The following is a 16,286-nucleotide window of genomic DNA, read 5'->3' on the forward strand; positions in this document are numbered from 1 at the left end:
ATAATTAGAGGGAGATCATCTATTCGTTCTGACTGTGTTTGTGACGTAATTGCTCGACTCCTTGTTGGCCAACACTTGACTACACAAGGATTTTAACCTTTTTTGCCCACCTTACCCCTTCAATTTAAGCGAACGGTGAGACGAAAGCCTCCCTATTTTTGCTGGAAAATTGGCAATCATAACACCTGTAACTAAGACAACTTTTCCCCCGACTACATCGGGGCTTTTTTTCGCAACCATTCGACGATGATATCCGACAGAAAATCACTCTGATTCTTGCCAGAAGCCTCGATCAGCAAATCCAATTCTCGATCGAGAGCCGCCGGTAAACGTAGGGAACGTCCCCGCCCCAAAAGCTTATCCCTCGGTACAAATTCCCCCACCTCATCTCGCGGACGCTCAACCGCCACGGGTCGGGCCGGCTTAGAAATTGCCTCCTCTACCGACCAACCCCGATCGATGCGCTTATAAACCGTGGCCAGGGGAATACCGTTAGCGATCGCTGTCTCTTTGTCGGCGGCATTGAGAATTTTTCCTACTTTCCCCATCTCTTTATCATTTAATCTCTAGTCTGTCCTAACAGATAAAAATTTTTTATCTTCAATGATTGATATTTTATCATTAATCGGAGAAAGACCAGATCGAGGGAATTAGTTCGCGAGAGAAGATCACGGAAAGAGAAGCGTCCAAAGAAAAAAAGCTAAAGCCCCCCGCGTAGCCTCCATGATTCGGATAAGACTTTTATTTTTCGTAGTTGTCGGGATGCTCTAACTCTTGCAAAAAAGAGGTGATCACCTCTCTAACTTTTTCCTGCCAGTTATCGATCTTTTTCAGCTTGGCATATTGAGAGGGCGGCAGCCTTAACGTTAACTTGGCCGTGCAAGGCTCGTCCCTATCGGTAGAGAACCTATGTTCTACTAAATCGGGGTTGCCCCCTGGTCTTCCTCTCATTTTCTTTTTTACTATTCTCGGCCTTAGTCTAACATGACGACACGCTATAAAGTTTTGTAAACTTTAGGCAAAAGTCTTGCTTATAGCATGACGACACGCTATAATAGAATCATCGAGTTAAGGAACTCGAATCAAACGGGGGAGGACAACGGCGAAATTGCATCCCCCGACGCTCACCAAAATGAGGTAATGACATGATAGCAGAAGAGATCAAGAGTTCACCCAATGGTAATTTCAAACTTTACCAACTTTGCAAAAATGTGGTGATCTGCCAGACCGCCACAGACCCGCACGGCTGGGGCAATGCCACGGAGGACGAGCCAGCCTTTATGGTCTATCTAGGCTGCAAAAAAGAGGAAGTCGAGGGTCACATCCGAACTTTCAATACTTTTTATCGCTGCTACTGGTGCGAAGTCCGCAAACCGAAATATTTAAAAGAATTTGAAGCCGAGATCAAGATTCGGGGAATGCAGCGCTATATCGATTCCCACGCTTTCGGACTCGATTACTTAGTCGAATCTCAAGCTGGCAAGCACGGCCAGATCATCCATTTCGATGAAATAGATTTCGATGAGTACAACTACCGCACGACGGGTTATATGCCCAAGTGGTAAAACTTATTCCCCCACCTTTGGGGGATTCTCAAACAATTTTAGTTCAAAGAAATGCAAGGAGAAAATCATCATGGCTACTAAAAAATCTCATCAATTTTCCGTCTTCGGCACGCGACCCGATAATGCTATTTGTTTACTTGATATCCCCTACTCGGTGCGGATCAATTGCAAAGATGGTGGGCTTTTTATCGGTGGATCGGAAGCGCAACACCGCAAAACTAACCCCGACCAAAAGATAGATATCGGCATCATCAAAGTTTCCAAATTCTTCGGCAGTTTGGGCAAGACCGAAAATGTACCCTGGATTCAATTATTCTACATCCCAGCCCCGAACGTTTCCCCCGAAATTCTGCCTAAAAATACGGTATGTGTTTCCTACATTAAAAAGCAGTCGATTTCCAACCTTTTTAACAAGGTGCAGGAAGCGATGAACCACGGCGAACCCGGTATGGGCATCTTTACGATTGGCTTCAATCGGGAAGTAGGAGAAAAAGGAACCTACTACAGCATTAGTTTCGACTGGCGCGAACGGCAATCGGAAGAAGAAAAACAGCAACTAGAACTTATTGGCGACTTCGTGATCGCTTACGGCAATCAGCTGATCGACTTGGAAGCAACCCGCGATTTCATCTGTGTGGACGGCTGGACGGCACAACAATTACAGGCACTCACCGCCCAACGCCAAGAACTAGAAGGAACCCGAAATCAGCGCACCCTACCCGCAGCTTAATCGATAAAAACCACGGGAGAGGTTGATCCTCTCCCCCATTCACGAGAAAAAACCATGACCCAAAATAATCCCCGACTCTGGCAACTTGCGGAAATCATCGGCGAACTGGAAACGGTGATCGCCGCTATCTGCGAAGACGAAACCCTAACCGACGGAGAACGAGAAGCCAAGCTAGAAAAAGCCTTTACCCAATGGCTAGAGGCTGGTGATTCTTTTAAGTACAAAGCCGAACGGGTGGCGGCCTATATTCACCATCAAGAGACATTGGCCGAAGCAAGAAAAGCCGAAGCCAAAAGAATCCGCACCCTAGCGGAACAGACAGAAAATCAGGTTAACCGATTGAGACGCTACCTAACGAACGAGATGCTACGAACGGGACAAACCCGCATCGATGGCGTAACCGTTAAGGTCGGTTTGCGTCGAAAGCCGACGCGAGTGATGCTCAACGTTCCCCCAGAAGAACTACCCCCGGAATATGTGCTGGTGGAATACACACCCAAACTGACAAAAATTAAAGAACTGCTCAAATCAGACGATCAAAAGGCAATTGATTGGGCTTTTCTCTCCGAATCTCACGAATACTCGCTAATAATTCGCTAAACGAACAACAATGAAAGAATACACGGGAATAATAACAGTAGAAATCGAGGTGACGATAATGGCCAAAAACAAAGCCCACGCCGAACAGCTATTCGAGGAAATATTTCCCATTGTCTCGATCGAAAATGAAAGCCAAGCGAACCTAATCGATGAACGGACAAGCCTCGACAATAACTGCGAATGGCAAGTAACCGCACGAGATAATTAAATTTACTCATTCGTCGGTCGGTGGGGTTGCATCTAGGTTCTTTCAAATATTTCTCGAAATATCTAAGATTTCCCAATTATCAAGAGCAAACACCCCCGGCCATCACTAGCTAATTTTTAATTTACCAGTTATCAGTAAATCAAAAAAATTAGGAGTAGAAAAATGTACATAAATTTAACTACTGACGAAGCGGTAAAATTGCTCAAAAAAGATGATAATGCGAGTTGGTCTTGGGACGGAGCCTTGTCGCTAGTTCAATATTTAGAAGACTTAGAAGACAGTACAAACACAAAAATAGAATTCGATCCAATTCTATTTCGGTGTGAATACTCAGAGTATCCTAGCGTATTGAAAGCGGGTGAGAATTATTCATTTATTCCCCCAGAAGATAGCGATCAAGAAGAAATAGAAGCGGCAGCACTTGAATATTTACAGAACAAAACTACCGTTATTCAATTTGAAGGAGGCATAATTATTCAGCAGTTTTAAGCTACAAATTATCAGTAAATCAAATCGGCTTGATAGACTTAATATTATCAATACTATTAAAAGCCGATCTAGAAATGGTTCTAGCGATCCACATCCCCCCTTTTTCCGCTCAAGCAATCCCAATCTTAACCCCTAACAAATTTAAAAATCATGAACTGCCCACAATGCCAATCATCCGAAACTTATAGAAAAAGCCTCAAAAGCCTCACTATTATTTGTGATAACTGCGGCCACCAATGGCAAGCGGAGCAAGTAAAAAAAGCTTTGGCAACCGCACAGAAGCGAGAGAAACGCTATCCTCGCCATCTACTAAATATCGATGTGTATATATGCCCAAGCGACCGAAATAAATATTCTTTTGCCATCAACAACGGTAACGGAATTGCAGTTTTTAACGAATTTGAATCAGATGAATTTTTGAGCGGATGTTATGACTCGATCGAAGAAGCATTAGACGCAGGAATAAATTGGGTAAATGGGAAAGATGAAATATAAATCGAATCAAGACGAGCGCCCTGTAAAAAAGATAGGGCGCAGGCAAACGGGAGTTAAAACTGGTCAATCCGGCTACAGCTTTATCGAAATGCTCGTCACCTTAACCCTGATCACTATCCTACTGCTGATCGGTTTTTCTATACTTTCGAGATTAATAGCGGAACTACGCCTAGATATAGCTACCTTTGAACTTTCCCAACATTGGAAGTTTACCCGCTTCGATGCAACAGGAAGCGGAACCACCCCCACCGCCCTCTGCATGAAAGACGACGGACGGATCGAGGTGGCCAAGATAGTCGGCGACGATTGCGAGACGGTCAGCGAATGGCAGTCTCTGACCGACGGGGTCAACATCGACACCGCTAATTCGACCCTGAGAAGAGTTAGCGGTGTCGGGGGAAACAACGGCACGATCTACCGGGTTAGTTGGGCAGACACGAGGGGCGGTCTGGGCGGTTCTTGGGGGCAATTAGGGCGACTGACACTGACCGCCCAGGGAACGACCGCCAAACGCTGTCTATTTTTATTCCGTGTCGATGGTTCATGGGATATCCGCGAAGATAACCGATGCCAGAGATAAAAAAGAAAAAAAAAGACGGGAGAAAAGGCTAACGCCATCGGGTGCAAATCATTCAAGAAACACGACGATGACAGAACAAACTTTATTGGCCGACCTCTCCCGACAATTCCCCCAGCTTCCCAACCTTGACCTCACCCTGCTAACACGAACCCTCTTTCCTCTATCCCCGGTCGAACTCTACACCCTCAGACTCGCTCACGGCGATAACGCTATCATGAAGGCCGCCATTGATAGTACCGTTCGGCAACGGCAAGAAGAGAAGGAAATCGTCGCCCTCGAACGACAACACGAAATCTATGACGAGTATCGTCACTGCTGTGGCGGTTGGTAAACTTTATTGGTGGGGACATTCCCCGCCAGATAGCTATAGTCATTTCAATTAAGATTGAGAATATCAACGCCAGGGTTCATAAGGGTTTTATCGGTCTAGAATGTATCAGACTTATCTGAAATGACTATATTTTGTCAAAATCAAAATGTTAATCCTCCTATTCTCTAGTTCCAGTACAAATATGGTCAGATATGAATTCCAATAAGTCAGATCGAGCGAATGCCCTGTATGAATCCGACTTCTACGGCTGGACAGAGCTACAAGCGAAAGTTCTAGCCAACCGACAGGTAGAAGAACTGGACTGGCAAAACTTGCGGGAGGAAATCATTTCCTTGGGTAAACAAGAATATCGAGAACTGGTGAGCCGTCTAACCGTTTTGATAGGACATCTTCTCAAATGGGAATATCAGCCAGATAAACGTTCTCGTAGTTGGTTTTTGACGATTAGAGAACAGAGACGAGCGATCAGACGGCATCTAGAGGGCAATCCCAGTTTAAAATCCCGGATACCGACGGCTTTATCCGATGCTTTCGAGGCCGGAGTCGATTTGGCTTTGCGGGACACGGACTTACCGATACGGACTTTTCCCTCTCACTGTCTTTTCACCTTCGAGGACATCCTGACCGACCATTTCCTCTGCGATACCAGTCAGGATTGGCCCTAAGTTCAACGATTGGACGATACCGCCTCGACAGGTATCTGTATCTCACTCCGTTTCAGGGGATCGGGAACGTAAGGGCCATCATAGAAAAAGCGACGGGGGGAACCGATCGCCCGGTAGCTCGGATGTTCTGCCAGCCATTCGTTCAGTCGGGTCAATCCCTGTTGGTAACTGTCAAAATCGTAACCTCCCTGTAATCCCAAGCTCACCACCGTCATGGGTGGTACATCCTCAATCCGAATGTTATCGGCCACCTCTTTCGGGTAAGTGTCGGTGTCGCGGTAGAGAAAGGAAACTTCGGCCTCTCCCGATGTCGCTCCCGTGTCTGCGGGATAACGGGTTTCGACGGGTGCGGTCATCGAGATCTCGTTGGAACTGATGTGTTGGTACAGGGGATAAAACGACCGGTTCGCGGCCTCGGACAATTGACCCCGATAACGGTAGGTGGCAGCCCGATAGGCGGGATAGTTCTTCACCTCGATCCGTCCGTTCGGGGTCGGGGTCGGAAATCCCGCGGGTAGGGGAGCGCTAGAAGCTTGATAGACCCCGATCACTAGAGCGGTTAGGGCGATGAAGCCGAGCGGTATCAATAGGTAAGGTAGTTTCATGGGGAATCGGGCGCGATGACCTCTCTATTGTGGGACGAGTTGACTTCCGTTGACCGCTCAACTGATTTCTAAGCGCGAGTAGAGAGACTATGAAGGCGATGTTTATAGCCGTGTGCAGTCGTATGAGGTACAGTATCACGAGCTATAAACCATGCTAGGCAAAGCTTGGTCTGTATCTCACTCAAGAGCTTACCGCTATAATATGCTAGTTAGGTTATCGCGGTTCCATAGAAATTTTCTCTATTCTCCCGCCAAAACGGATAAAATGCTTGAAATTCAAAGTTAATAAATGATCGACTTCCGCTTTTAATGAACCATAAGCAATTAAAGCATCATAAATCGCTCCTCCTCTTAAATTTAAAGTTACCATAAGATTAATTACAGCTTTATAATCATCGCTTGTTAAGGAAATAATCTCAAAGGAATCTAAATTTTCTTTAATTAATTGTTGTACCAATTGAGGAGATAGACGAGATTTTGCGGGAAAAGCCGACAAAATTGCGTAGAGTTCTGCAAGAGTATGAGTTCCAATATAACCCTGAATTTCTCCTCGTTTAACTCTGGTTAACCAAGAAATACAAGCTGAGTGCTGTTCATGGTTGACTAAAATAGATGCAACCAAAACCGACGTATCGAATAAAACTTTAATCACAACATTAGCTCATTCATTCTTTCTTGTCTAAGCTCCTCGATAAAAGCTTCAGGATTAACTAGCAATTGGCTGTCAACAACCAAAACATCATTCTCGTAATAAACCTTTGGCTCTTCTTTAATTGGATTTAAGACTAGCTTACCATCTTGAACTTCTACCTGAAATTGACTATCATATTCAATGCCTAGTTGTTCCAGCAAAGTTTCAGGAATTTGAATACATCTACTTCGATCAAGCGTCACTAATTCCATGGCAATTATCTTGAATTCTTTTATCTTCATTATACCGCTATATTTCTCCTGTAGCTCTTAAAACCCCTAAAATAATTCGACAAAAATCAGGAAAAGCCGTCGTAAAACGACGGTGTTTTAACCCAAATTTTCGATAACCGAAGGGAACTTAAGCAATTTTGGGAAATATCCAAAATTAACTGTTTTGCGAACGCAAAGCGCTCGCTACGCGAGATCGATTGCGATACCGCCTTTGTATTACGCTAAAGTTTATTCTGGCTTGAGGAAAAAGGGCAATCCGATTCCCACTAACGATATGTGGATCGCGGCGACCGCTCTACAATAGACCTCTTGCATAAATCCGAAAACAAACCATAGAAACAATAATGGGAGGGACTTTCAGTTAATTATTTATTAGTAGTTGATAATCTTCAAAAATGTTGCTGTACAAGGATCGACTTAAGACTTTTGCAAGAGGTCTAAGAAATCTATTGGCTCGAAACTGTTTCCTGTTCCCATAATTTACGCTTCCAATTCTTTAATTGCCTTTTCAACTTCAATCAAAAGTAAACCTAAATCTTGAGTGATTACTTGCCAGACAATATCTAAGTCAATATCAAAATAAGCATGAACAATACGATTTCTCATGCCGATGATTTGTCGCCATGGGATTTTAAAATACTTAACTTGGCAAGGTTCAGAAACATTATTAGCAGCTTCGCCCATTATTTCAATTAATCTTACGAGAGCTAAAGATAACATCCTATCGTCATCTAAATCTTGTCTGGTGCGATTATTTACAAAAGATAATGCCTCTTTTGCTGAATCTCTGATGTGTTTTAGCCGAGTTAAATTATCAATTTTGCTCATAAATAACTATAGCTTCTGCCAAGACTTGCTCACGAAAATAACGGCTTAAATCTGCCGCTGTTCTTAAATCTATCTGGCGATTTATTATATTTGATAACTCATCTTCCATCGTAATAATAGCTAAACCAGGAGTCTTCCCTTGTTCAAATTCTACTAAAACATCAACATCACTTTCTCTTGTAAAATCATCCCTTAATACTGAACCAAATAAAGATAACTTGCAGATCGAGTGACGCTGACAAAATTGTTTAATTTCTTCTTGAGATAAATTAATAGGAAGAGTTGTTTTTTTCATGGTTAAAACTCCTAATTGATGATTTTTAAATCTCAGATTTAAGAGGGGTGACTTAAAACTCCAGGCTCTTCGGTTTGTGTTATGCAATGGACGAGGGTTATAAGGGATGGAACCTTTATGTAGAAAGGCATTTGGCGATTTTTGTCAATTGTTTTTGATCTAGAGCGAACTAATCAATTAAGTCTCTTGCCAGATAAGGATTTAGTCGATTTATGCCCCCATATCGAACCATACCAAGTCCCGAAGAGCCAAACTCCATCGCCTTAATTAATAAGTAGTCGTGCAAAATAAATTTCCTAGTGAAGAAAGGCACTCATGCAAGAGGCAAGAGGCAAAGGGGGGGTTAAAACCTTCCCACAACTCTAATTTTTCGGGTGTATAGGCTTCGTATTGGTCGAAGGTAATCGGGGCGGAATCCAGTTCGGGTCGCGGGAAGGGTGGCTTTTGACTCATGGCGAGCAGAGAGAGATGGCGATCCGGTACGCGGTCGGTCTATCAATTCTAACACCCCTAGATCCCGCGTCCGCTCGTAGTCCCTCGATCTGGGGTCGCGGTAATTCGGAGGGAACGATCGCCAGTCAAGGACGAAAATCAATCGGTCACTACCCCGTAATACTTCTCTAACATGGTCAGCATCCCTTCCTCCAACTCGCTCAAGTAGGGTCGCTGTAGTTTCCCCAAGATTCCCAAAAAGGCGACTGCGGCATCTTCCAAGTCCTCGCGTTCCCTCAGTCTCGACAATCGATCGCATAATCGCCGCACCGTCTGACAGTCCCCTTCGGTGTAGCCTAACTCCTTGAGGTACTCGATTTTAACCAGATCGATCGCCCCATCGTGAAGTCGCAGATCGCAGGAGCGCGGGTGAACGGCAGTAACGATCGCCCAACAGTTGTTTTTCCCCTTCAGGCGCGGGTTATCTTTGGCAAGGATACCGACCACTTCCCCCACCTCGAAAACATTCGCTTTCCCTTTGTCCCGGTATTTACCCACCGTCTCGCGAACCAGTCGGTTCGAGGGTGTTTTGCCCCCGGCTTCCGCTACGGCCTCATTCCAGACGGTGGGTTGTTGTTGCGGGGCAAGGACGGCCAAGGGGCGCACCTGATACTCGCTCGATGGTAGGAGCGGGCAGTTAGCGGCACTCAGGGTTCGGTAGATCGCCGCACCGACGATTAAATAGTTGGCCTTCTGCCGACTGTGACCGAATCGCCCGCGACAGTAATCCTCGAAAGAGTCGTACTCATCCCGGTACAGCCGTCGGTCGCGCAGTTCTTGCAGGGCGCGACCGGCCTCGTAGAAAGCCCGTTCTACCGTCCGTTCCAACCGATCCTTATCCCTAACTTCTCCCTCGCTCAGAGGTCGCGAGGACTCGATCACCTCCACCTCGATCGCAAAGCGCTCGCTACGCGAGATCGCTTCTACCCCGCGCCCCGCAGAAGCTAACATTTCATCGAGTTCGTCTTCTGTCCATTCCGACCGTCTTTTAGCCATCGCGTTCATTCTCCCCACCCAGAGCGAACACATAGGACGGTTTGGGAACGAGAGCCTTCAAGAATACCGTGTCGGCCGTCCAGTAATTGGCGCACTCTTTCTCGGCCACCGCCAGAAAAACCGCATCGTACAACGTCAGTAAACCGTACATCCGGGCCATCTCCCACGCCCTCGCTCGAATATCTTCCCCATCGACATAATCGATCGGTAATTCCCCGAAGGCACTATAGAGTTGACCCGCCTCCCCTTCCGTTAGCAGACCACTCCTGATTTTTTTCCGCAAAACCGAAGCGATTTCCGCCCATGCGAAACAAGGAAGGACGATCCGACCCGATAGCGCCTGACCGACCAATTCCGTCGCCGCTCCTTCCTGTTCGTCGGGACACAAATATTTGATGAAAACACTGGTATCGATGCAGTAACTACTCAATCTCCTCGTCTCCCTCTCTCAACTGACGGAGCAACGGGAGCGGGTCGGGGTGTACTCCCGTTCTCCGTTTGATATTTTCCCGTAATCGCTGGATGGTATCGTGAGCTTCTAGGGCTTTACGCCGCCTCACCTCTCGCTCCACGGCTTCCACCACTAGCTCGTTAAACGATTCTTTCCCAGACTTGAGCCGCTTGGCCTGCCGCATCAACTCAGACGGGAATCGGATCGTCACCGCTTCCTTTTCCATAACCATTTCCAATAACCACCGTTTAGTTACATTTTACGGGAATTTTGCCAGCCCTATAGGATAGATATGGCTACCAGCGCTTTGCTCCAAGCTCAGACCAACCCCGCTAACAGGTCGGAGATTTCCCCCTGCACGTTTTTGCGGTTGTCATCGTAGATCATTAAAGTATTGAGATCGACGTGACGGCTCAATTTCTGCACCCGCCGCACGTCACCGCCCGTCGCGTCGAGAGCGGCGGTTATTCCCGAATGACGCACCCGGTGGGGCGACATTTTCTTGTTCACCCCGGCCGCAGCGGCGATTTTCGCCACCAATTTATGGATCGCCGAGCCGGTCAGTCGATGACCGCGACTACAGCGATCGAGGGCGATAAAAAGAGGTTGACGGATATCGAGTTCCCGCCGCTCCCGTAACCAATCCACAAGTGCGTCGAGGGTCGGACGCGACAGACTGACCGTTTCTTTCTGTTGACCCCGGCCTTTACCGAAGATGGCCAACGTTCGACCCTCGGTATCGAGATCCTTGATGTCCGCACTCTCGATCTCCCCCCGCCGGAGGGCGTTATCCCAGAGCAATCGTAGGATGGCGTAGTCCCGTTTCCCCTTGAGAGTTGAACGGTCGGGAACGGCCAACAGGTCGCGGTAAACTTCCTTGCTTACCCCGGTGGTGTCCCGGTAACGCACCACCTTGTCCCCCGATAGCTCGGACAGATTGAAATCGCATTGCCCCAGTTGATTGGCCAATCTCACCAGGGACTTGATCGCCGATAAGCGCCGGTTTCTCGTTGCCTCCGCTAGTCCCCGCTCGTCCCGCAGGTGAGCCTTGTAGCGCAGTACCAAAGAGAGCGCGGCGAACCGATCGAGGGAGAGAAATTCTTGCGTTACCCCCGGGGTCGGTTCCTCGCAACCGAAGGCGAAGACAAAGAAATCCTTTAAATCCCCCGCGTAAGCGTGTCGCGTCCGGGGCGAACGCTTGGCCGCAAGCAGTTGGGCTAATACGTCCGGGTTGTCGAGGGCTTGCCCCGAGCTAGGTGGAAGGGGGGCGATATCCTCGCGTCTGGTTAGATCTGTGGCTGACACGAATTTAGGGTTGCGATAATGTAGATTTACGATACCTAGATTATCACGTTCGACATCCCGACAACGTCCCGTTGTCAGAAAACGGGGTCGCACGCTCGACGGTCGGGGAATGACGACGAACGGGGTCAAATAGCATCAGAAAATAGAGGGAAAACATTTGACGTGATGGACGATTTGGTATGCTATTTAAACGGGCTTCCACAGATTAAAACACGACCGTTTTATTGTACTCCCTTCGATTGATTCAAGAGATTTTGGTAACATTCGGTCGGGGTACGGTAAGATAAATATTTAAAGGGAGTCTGATTAATTATTTCTGCAAATCTTTCGTTATCAACTGCATTGTACCGATCTAATTTAGCGATTAAATTCTTCATGTTATTCATGGAGCTTACCAGACTCCTATTCTCGGATTTGAGATAATGAGTTTCAGGGGAATCGCCCTCTTGCTGGTCAATGGTGGTAATTTGAGCGATAATTCCCTTAATTCCCTGCTTATACGAAGAAATTAAGGTGTATAAACTCTTTTCCTGAGTAATGAGAAAAATACCTCGCTTCCTGAGATCGAGGACATCAATTCGCCAAGCATTAACATCAGCGATAAAATCTTCTCTTGACTGCACTTCTACTTGGAGTCTTGCGGCCGCTTTACTTGATAAAATTAGATTCATCTTTAAAAATAAAGTTAATTATCAGCTAAAGTAGTAATGGATCAATAAATTATACCAATTTTCAATAGTCGTGATTAACAGTTCTTCAGTTTGTATTATGTAATGGAGGGGAGTTATAAAAGATGGAACCCTTATAGAGAAAGACGTTTGGCGATTTTTGTCAATTGTTTTTTATCTAAAGCGAACTCATCAATTAAATCCCTTGCCAGATAGAGATTTAGTCGATTTATGCCCCCCTATCGAACCATACCAAGTAACGAAGAGCCGAAAAACCTTCGTCACTTGAAATGCCCATGCTGCTCACAAAATTGGTTAATTGTCAATAGCGTTTTAGGTGCGCTTACCCTTAGGTAGGAATAATTACATGGTTTGAACGGAATAAAATTTTAATTTTTCCTCAATCTTTCTGACAATTCGGAGCGCTGTGACTCCCGAAATCTTCAATTATTCTATTAAGTGCTATAATTTTATTGATGAAACAATTTTTGCTGGTAGCTAGTTAAGCTTAGAAGGAGTTGATGTCATGTTAGTTAAAGGAATTAAAAAAGGCAAAACTATTGAGTTATTAGAGGAAGTTGATTTTCCTGATAATGAAGAGGTATTAGTGGAAATTAGAGAGGTTAATGATTTTTGGTCAGCCTTGCAAGATTTTAGGCAAAGAGTAGATTTGGCAAGTCTTGATGATGATACTTTTGATAATTTACGGGATAAGTCAACGGGTAGAGATGTTCGTTTATGACTCTCAAATATTTGCTAGATACTAATATTTTGTCAGAGGCTAAACGACCTCACCCGAATGAGAAGGTCATGACAAAGCTAAGATTATCTAAACGGGAAATAGCCACAGCTACTTTAGTAATCCATGAGCTATTATTTGGTTGTTTTCGACTTCCTCTGTCTAAAAAACGCCAAGACTTAGAGGATTATGTAAATAACGTTATTTTAGCCAATCTACCTTTATTCGATTTTGACTTAAAATCAGCCCAATATCACGCACGGGAAAGGTCAAGGTTGTCTAAAGTCGGTAAGAGTCCTGCTTTTGTCGATGGTCAAATAGCGTCTATTGCTTTTACCAACAATTTGACTTTAGTTACCAATAATGTTGATGATTTTCAAGATTTAGAAGGTTTAGTGATTGAAAATTGGTTTCTCTAATCTGTAATTGTTCCGTGTTAATACTCGATACCCAGAAAGATGATCACTAAGTCATCGATCGCTGCCTAACGATAAGGTCTTATCCACTCCCCTCACTTAACGATTCGTTAAGTGAGAACCTCGAAAAATTCCTTAAGCGAGCGGCTCAAACCAAGTTAAGGTTCCGTTAGGGTGGGCTGTTCTCGATACTTTCTAACATTCGTTTGATGGCTCCATCGATGGTTGCCGTACCGACGCGATTTCGGTATCCTAACAGCCGCTCCCAAGTAGCCTGTTCTACCCTGACATACCACTCACAGCCGTTACCCGCCCTGTAATTCAGCCCTTCTTTGACCTGAAATTTAGGGTCGATGGTTTTTGGGGAAAGGAAGTCCGAACCTAACATTTCCCTGTTACCATCGTCGAAAAGAATGATGGCCGCGTAGGGGTTGGGCAACGCGGTTATCTCACCCGTCTGTCCTTTTCTGGGATGCTCACCGGTAACAGTGACGGAATTTCCCACGGTCAACCGAGCAGATTTAACCGACCCATCTTCACTTAACGATTTTTCCGTTAACGTCCCGTCTTCTCTTTCACTTAACGATTTTCGATGCCGACCGATGTTAGTTGTGTCCATGGTCGATACGGTTCCGTGTTTGGTCTGATAAATTCTCTGTCTCTCACTTAACGAATCGTTAAGTGAGAGACGTAAACGATTGACCAGATCGGCGGAAACAAAACATAATTTGGCAATACGGTTGTTACTATAGCGCGACCATTCCCGGTCTTGCAAGAGCATCAACACCGCCCGTCGTTTATCAACATTACTACGTCTGAGACCGTGATGGGCATTCGCCCCGACCGAGTAGAGGATCGCATCCCGTCTGGTTCCCCGACGGATATCGACGGCGATTGCGGGTAATTCCAAAGACTGGGCGGCCAAGAGCCGGTGAAAGCCATCGGCCAACCAGTAATCGCCACCATCCCAGAACACCAACACGGGGGGAAAATGATCGCCGGAACGCATATCCTCGGCATATTCGGCGACGGTGAGTTGATTGATCGTCGCTCTCGGTTGTGTACCGCCGTCGGTACGGATCAGAGCGATGGCTAAGGATTCTGGCGCGGGGTCTTCCCGATCGGATTTCGTTAAGTGAGGTTCGGGGGTTAAACCGAGGGACAGAAAAAACTCACAGTGAAATAGCCGGTTGTCGGTGGTGAGAATCCAGCCGTTCCCCTTAAACTCCCTGACCTCGAAGGTTTTGCCGGCGGCTTCGGGATGGTTCCCATTTATGGTAACGGTGTCACCAACCTTCAAATCGCACAAGAACGGCTCGTCCTTTAACCTGTTGGGTCGTTCGGGAACGGGAACGGAAGCGTACCAACTAACCCAAACGACCGGCAAACCCACCGACGGGAGAGACAACTGAGCGATAACCCCCAACCGTTTGCCGTCGGTAACGGCTTGACCTGCCATTAAATTCAGGTAAGCCCGAAGATCGTCACCGAGATCACTCAGGTATTGCAGATCGGCCTTTTTTTTCCTCTTCTCCCCAGCGGTCTGAGTCAGTTCGGCCTCGATCCGCCGCAACCGTTCGCCTATTATCTCCTCTTCTTCATTTCTGGGAAGTTCCATAACAACCTCTCAAAATCTCAAAGAACTCCGCCATTTGTTGGGGACTGGCAGCTGTGTCGTATTCCCCCGCCGCCACCTTGCGCCACCCTATCAGTTGACCGTCTGGAAGGAAAACCTTGGGTTCTCGAAATTGGTCGAGGGGCAGATATTCAGGCGGTCGCGCCCGCACCAATCCTTCGATAATCGCTCGCTCGTACCATTGCAAAAATTCTCGGTTTAAGGGATTTTTTAAAGACTTCTCTTTCTCCTGTCTCGGAACTCGATATAAAAACACCCCTCGGGGATTATCGATCGTCTCCCAAGTCTCCTCAATGTGCCTGATCGCACCCCAAACCTGAGATATATCGTGATCCTCGATCATCTTAGATACCCTTTCATCGAGGGCAATCCCCAACTCTTGCAACTTGACCCTGACCGAATCGGGAATAACTTGCCGAGAAATTTCCTCTTCTTTCCCACTTTCCACCGAGAGGTTTTGATCGATTACCATTTCTTCCAAAACGGCCGATAACTTACCGAAATTTCCTCGCTCCTCTTCAGAGTTTTCAATACATTTATTTTTTATCCCCCCGACGGTCTGGGATGTCTGAATAATCTGGATAGTCTGAGGCTCGGTAGAATCCTTATCTGACAAGGGTTTTGACTCGACAATCGGATCATTTTGTTTGATTGCCGACAATTGGATCGTTTTGTCGTCAACGGGATCATTTTGTCCGCAACGGGATCTTTTTGTCCGTTTTTGGATCATTTTGTCCGAAGCAAAATTTTTTCCCTTGCCGTTGCTGGTGGTGTTTTTGGCCTTCCATTTATCTATGGCAAAATCGAAGAGATCGGCATCCTGTAAACGTTGTGCCGCTCTCTGGATGGTACGGGGATTTACTCCCAGTTCCACGGCGATCTCTGCGGGTGAGGGGATTTCGACAAACCGATCACCGTAGGGGTCGCGGGAGTAGAGATACAACCATAAATCGTATTGGGTTCCAGATAATTTCAGTGAACGAACTTGACATCCTCACCGCCAGGAACGGACGGTGATGACCGGCAGATCGAACAAACTTAATTGAACGATCTTCGGATGGGTTGACGCTTCACGGGATGATGCTTCTCTAACAGAAGTCTTACACTTTCCTCCACGTCCGTTTAAAGTCTCCGATTGCCCACCGGCGACCTTGATATTTACCGCAGCATTGATGTCTCGATCATGGAAAGTCCCACAGAAAAGACATTCCCACTCACGGATATTTAATGCTTTCTTACCGCCGATATTCCCACAACAGGAACATCTC

The 16,286-nt window shown here is 46.3% G+C and carries 27 protein-coding genes; 11 read left to right on the forward strand and 16 right to left on the reverse strand.

Annotated features, from left to right (window positions below; all coding sequences use genetic code 11):
* Positions 1-212 precede the first annotated feature (212 nt).
* Together O9324_RS25965 and O9324_RS25970 are read right to left on the reverse strand one after the other, a co-directional pair.
* Positions 213-548, reverse strand: coding sequence for a hypothetical protein (locus tag O9324_RS25965; protein ID WP_288141711.1), 336 nt, complete (start codon positions 546-548; stop codon positions 213-215).
* Positions 549-741: 193 nt separating this feature from the next.
* Positions 742-951, reverse strand: a complete 210-nt coding sequence (locus O9324_RS25970) for a hypothetical protein (RefSeq protein ID WP_288141712.1) — start codon at positions 949-951, stop codon at positions 742-744.
* 194 nt (positions 952-1,145) lie between these two features.
* Here O9324_RS25970 and O9324_RS25975 point away from each other — a divergent pair, with 194 nt between their 5' ends.
* From O9324_RS25975 to O9324_RS26015, 9 genes are all read left to right on the forward strand, one after another.
* Positions 1,146-1,565 (forward strand): hypothetical protein, encoded by a 420-nt coding sequence (locus tag O9324_RS25975; RefSeq protein WP_288141713.1) that lies wholly within the window; start codon positions 1,146-1,148, stop codon positions 1,563-1,565.
* 70 nt (positions 1,566-1,635) lie between these two features.
* Positions 1,636-2,295: a hypothetical protein gene (locus tag O9324_RS25980; RefSeq protein ID WP_288141714.1), complete on the forward strand. Its 660-nt coding sequence runs from the start codon at positions 1,636-1,638 to the stop codon at positions 2,293-2,295.
* Positions 2,296-2,349: 54 nt separating this feature from the next.
* Positions 2,350-2,895 carry a siphovirus Gp157 family protein gene (locus tag O9324_RS25985; protein WP_288141715.1) on the forward strand — a complete coding sequence of 182 codons (546 nt, stop codon included), beginning with the start codon at positions 2,350-2,352 and terminating at the stop codon, positions 2,893-2,895.
* A gap of 10 nt (positions 2,896-2,905) precedes the next feature.
* Positions 2,906-3,103, forward strand: a complete 198-nt coding sequence (locus O9324_RS25990; RefSeq protein ID WP_288141716.1) for a hypothetical protein — start codon at positions 2,906-2,908, stop codon at positions 3,101-3,103.
* A 162-nt stretch (positions 3,104-3,265) separates the two neighbouring features.
* The gene (locus O9324_RS25995; protein WP_288141717.1) at positions 3,266-3,592 is read left to right on the forward strand and encodes a hypothetical protein; all 327 of its coding nucleotides are present in this window, start codon (positions 3,266-3,268) and stop codon (positions 3,590-3,592) included.
* A 150-nt stretch (positions 3,593-3,742) separates the two neighbouring features.
* Positions 3,743-4,087 carry a hypothetical protein gene (locus O9324_RS26000; RefSeq protein ID WP_288141718.1) on the forward strand — a complete coding sequence of 115 codons (345 nt, stop codon included), beginning with the start codon at positions 3,743-3,745 and terminating at the stop codon, positions 4,085-4,087.
* Positions 4,077-4,667, forward strand: coding sequence for a prepilin-type N-terminal cleavage/methylation domain-containing protein (locus tag O9324_RS26005; protein ID WP_288141719.1), 591 nt, complete (start codon positions 4,077-4,079; stop codon positions 4,665-4,667). The genes O9324_RS26000 and O9324_RS26005 overlap by 11 nt, the downstream gene beginning before the upstream one ends.
* A 67-nt stretch (positions 4,668-4,734) precedes the next feature.
* On the forward strand, positions 4,735-4,998 hold the full coding sequence (locus tag O9324_RS26010) for a hypothetical protein (RefSeq protein ID WP_288141720.1): 264 nt from the start codon (positions 4,735-4,737) through the stop codon (positions 4,996-4,998).
* 191 nt (positions 4,999-5,189) lie between these two features.
* A complete protein-coding gene (locus tag O9324_RS26015) occupies positions 5,190-5,663 on the forward strand; it encodes a DUF29 domain-containing protein (RefSeq protein ID WP_288141721.1) in 474 nt (157 codons plus the stop codon).
* A gap of 2 nt (positions 5,664-5,665) precedes the next feature.
* On the opposite strand, the gene O9324_RS26020 is transcribed toward O9324_RS26015, so the two are convergent.
* From O9324_RS26020 to O9324_RS26070, 11 genes are all read right to left on the reverse strand, one after another.
* Complete coding sequence (locus O9324_RS26020) at positions 5,666-6,268, reverse strand: heme-binding protein (protein WP_110545919.1); 603 nt, start codon at positions 6,266-6,268, stop codon at positions 5,666-5,668.
* A 214-nt stretch (positions 6,269-6,482) separates the two neighbouring features.
* A complete protein-coding gene (locus O9324_RS26025) occupies positions 6,483-6,920 on the reverse strand; it encodes a type II toxin-antitoxin system VapC family toxin (protein ID WP_288141722.1) in 438 nt (145 codons plus the stop codon).
* Complete coding sequence (locus tag O9324_RS26030) at positions 6,917-7,201, reverse strand: AbrB/MazE/SpoVT family DNA-binding domain-containing protein (protein ID WP_123230037.1); 285 nt, start codon at positions 7,199-7,201, stop codon at positions 6,917-6,919. The genes O9324_RS26025 and O9324_RS26030 overlap by 4 nt, the downstream gene beginning before the upstream one ends.
* Before the next feature lie 471 nt (positions 7,202-7,672).
* Entirely contained in the window at positions 7,673-8,020 is a 348-nt protein-coding gene (locus O9324_RS26035; protein WP_024968660.1) for a HepT-like ribonuclease domain-containing protein, read from the reverse strand.
* Positions 8,007-8,315 carry a nucleotidyltransferase family protein gene (locus O9324_RS26040; RefSeq protein WP_271991629.1) on the reverse strand — a complete coding sequence of 103 codons (309 nt, stop codon included), beginning with the start codon at positions 8,313-8,315 and terminating at the stop codon, positions 8,007-8,009. The genes O9324_RS26035 and O9324_RS26040 overlap by 14 nt, the downstream gene beginning before the upstream one ends.
* 591 nt (positions 8,316-8,906) lie before the next feature.
* A complete protein-coding gene (locus O9324_RS26045) occupies positions 8,907-9,803 on the reverse strand; it encodes a hypothetical protein (RefSeq protein WP_353851748.1) in 897 nt (298 codons plus the stop codon).
* Positions 9,796-10,233 carry a type II toxin-antitoxin system VapC family toxin gene (locus O9324_RS26050; protein WP_288141724.1) on the reverse strand — a complete coding sequence of 146 codons (438 nt, stop codon included), beginning with the start codon at positions 10,231-10,233 and terminating at the stop codon, positions 9,796-9,798. The genes O9324_RS26045 and O9324_RS26050 overlap by 8 nt, the downstream gene beginning before the upstream one ends.
* Positions 10,226-10,486, reverse strand: a complete 261-nt coding sequence (locus O9324_RS26055; protein ID WP_353851749.1) for a YlcI/YnfO family protein — start codon at positions 10,484-10,486, stop codon at positions 10,226-10,228. The genes O9324_RS26050 and O9324_RS26055 overlap by 8 nt, the downstream gene beginning before the upstream one ends.
* 86 nt (positions 10,487-10,572) lie before the next feature.
* Positions 10,573-11,112: a tyrosine-type recombinase/integrase gene (locus O9324_RS26060; RefSeq protein ID WP_288141732.1), complete on the reverse strand. Its 540-nt coding sequence runs from the start codon at positions 11,110-11,112 to the stop codon at positions 10,573-10,575.
* The gene (locus O9324_RS26065; RefSeq protein ID WP_288141733.1) at positions 11,042-11,386 is read right to left on the reverse strand and encodes a hypothetical protein; all 345 of its coding nucleotides are present in this window, start codon (positions 11,384-11,386) and stop codon (positions 11,042-11,044) included. The genes O9324_RS26060 and O9324_RS26065 overlap by 71 nt, the downstream gene beginning before the upstream one ends.
* 394 nt (positions 11,387-11,780) lie before the next feature.
* On the reverse strand, positions 11,781-12,230 hold the full coding sequence (locus O9324_RS26070) for a DUF6933 domain-containing protein (protein ID WP_288141726.1): 450 nt from the start codon (positions 12,228-12,230) through the stop codon (positions 11,781-11,783).
* Between the two features lie 523 nt (positions 12,231-12,753).
* Here O9324_RS26070 and O9324_RS26075 point away from each other — a divergent pair.
* Together O9324_RS26075 and O9324_RS26080 are read left to right on the forward strand one after the other, a co-directional pair.
* Positions 12,754-12,969 carry a hypothetical protein gene (locus tag O9324_RS26075; RefSeq protein ID WP_288141727.1) on the forward strand — a complete coding sequence of 72 codons (216 nt, stop codon included), beginning with the start codon at positions 12,754-12,756 and terminating at the stop codon, positions 12,967-12,969.
* Entirely contained in the window at positions 12,966-13,385 is a 420-nt protein-coding gene (locus tag O9324_RS26080; protein WP_288141728.1) for a type II toxin-antitoxin system VapC family toxin, read from the forward strand. Before O9324_RS26075 ends, O9324_RS26080 begins: the two co-directional genes overlap by 4 nt.
* Before the next feature lie 166 nt (positions 13,386-13,551).
* Here O9324_RS26080 and O9324_RS26085 read toward each other — a convergent pair whose 3' ends face one another.
* The 3 genes from O9324_RS26085 to O9324_RS26095 all read right to left on the reverse strand — a co-directional run.
* On the reverse strand, positions 13,552-15,000 hold the full coding sequence (locus O9324_RS26085) for a ParB N-terminal domain-containing protein (RefSeq protein ID WP_288141729.1): 1,449 nt from the start codon (positions 14,998-15,000) through the stop codon (positions 13,552-13,554).
* Entirely contained in the window at positions 14,981-15,961 is a 981-nt protein-coding gene (locus O9324_RS26090) for a GntR family transcriptional regulator (RefSeq protein ID WP_288141730.1), read from the reverse strand. The genes O9324_RS26085 and O9324_RS26090 overlap by 20 nt, the downstream gene beginning before the upstream one ends.
* Before the next feature lie 51 nt (positions 15,962-16,012).
* Positions 16,013-16,286, reverse strand: a 274-nt coding sequence (locus O9324_RS26095) for a zinc ribbon domain-containing protein (protein ID WP_288141731.1), incomplete at its 5' end; no start/stop codon positions are given.

This window comes from Microcystis sp. LE19-84.1B (assembly GCF_027531875.1).
GTDB lineage: Bacteria > Cyanobacteriota > Cyanobacteriia > Cyanobacteriales > Microcystaceae > Microcystis > Microcystis panniformis.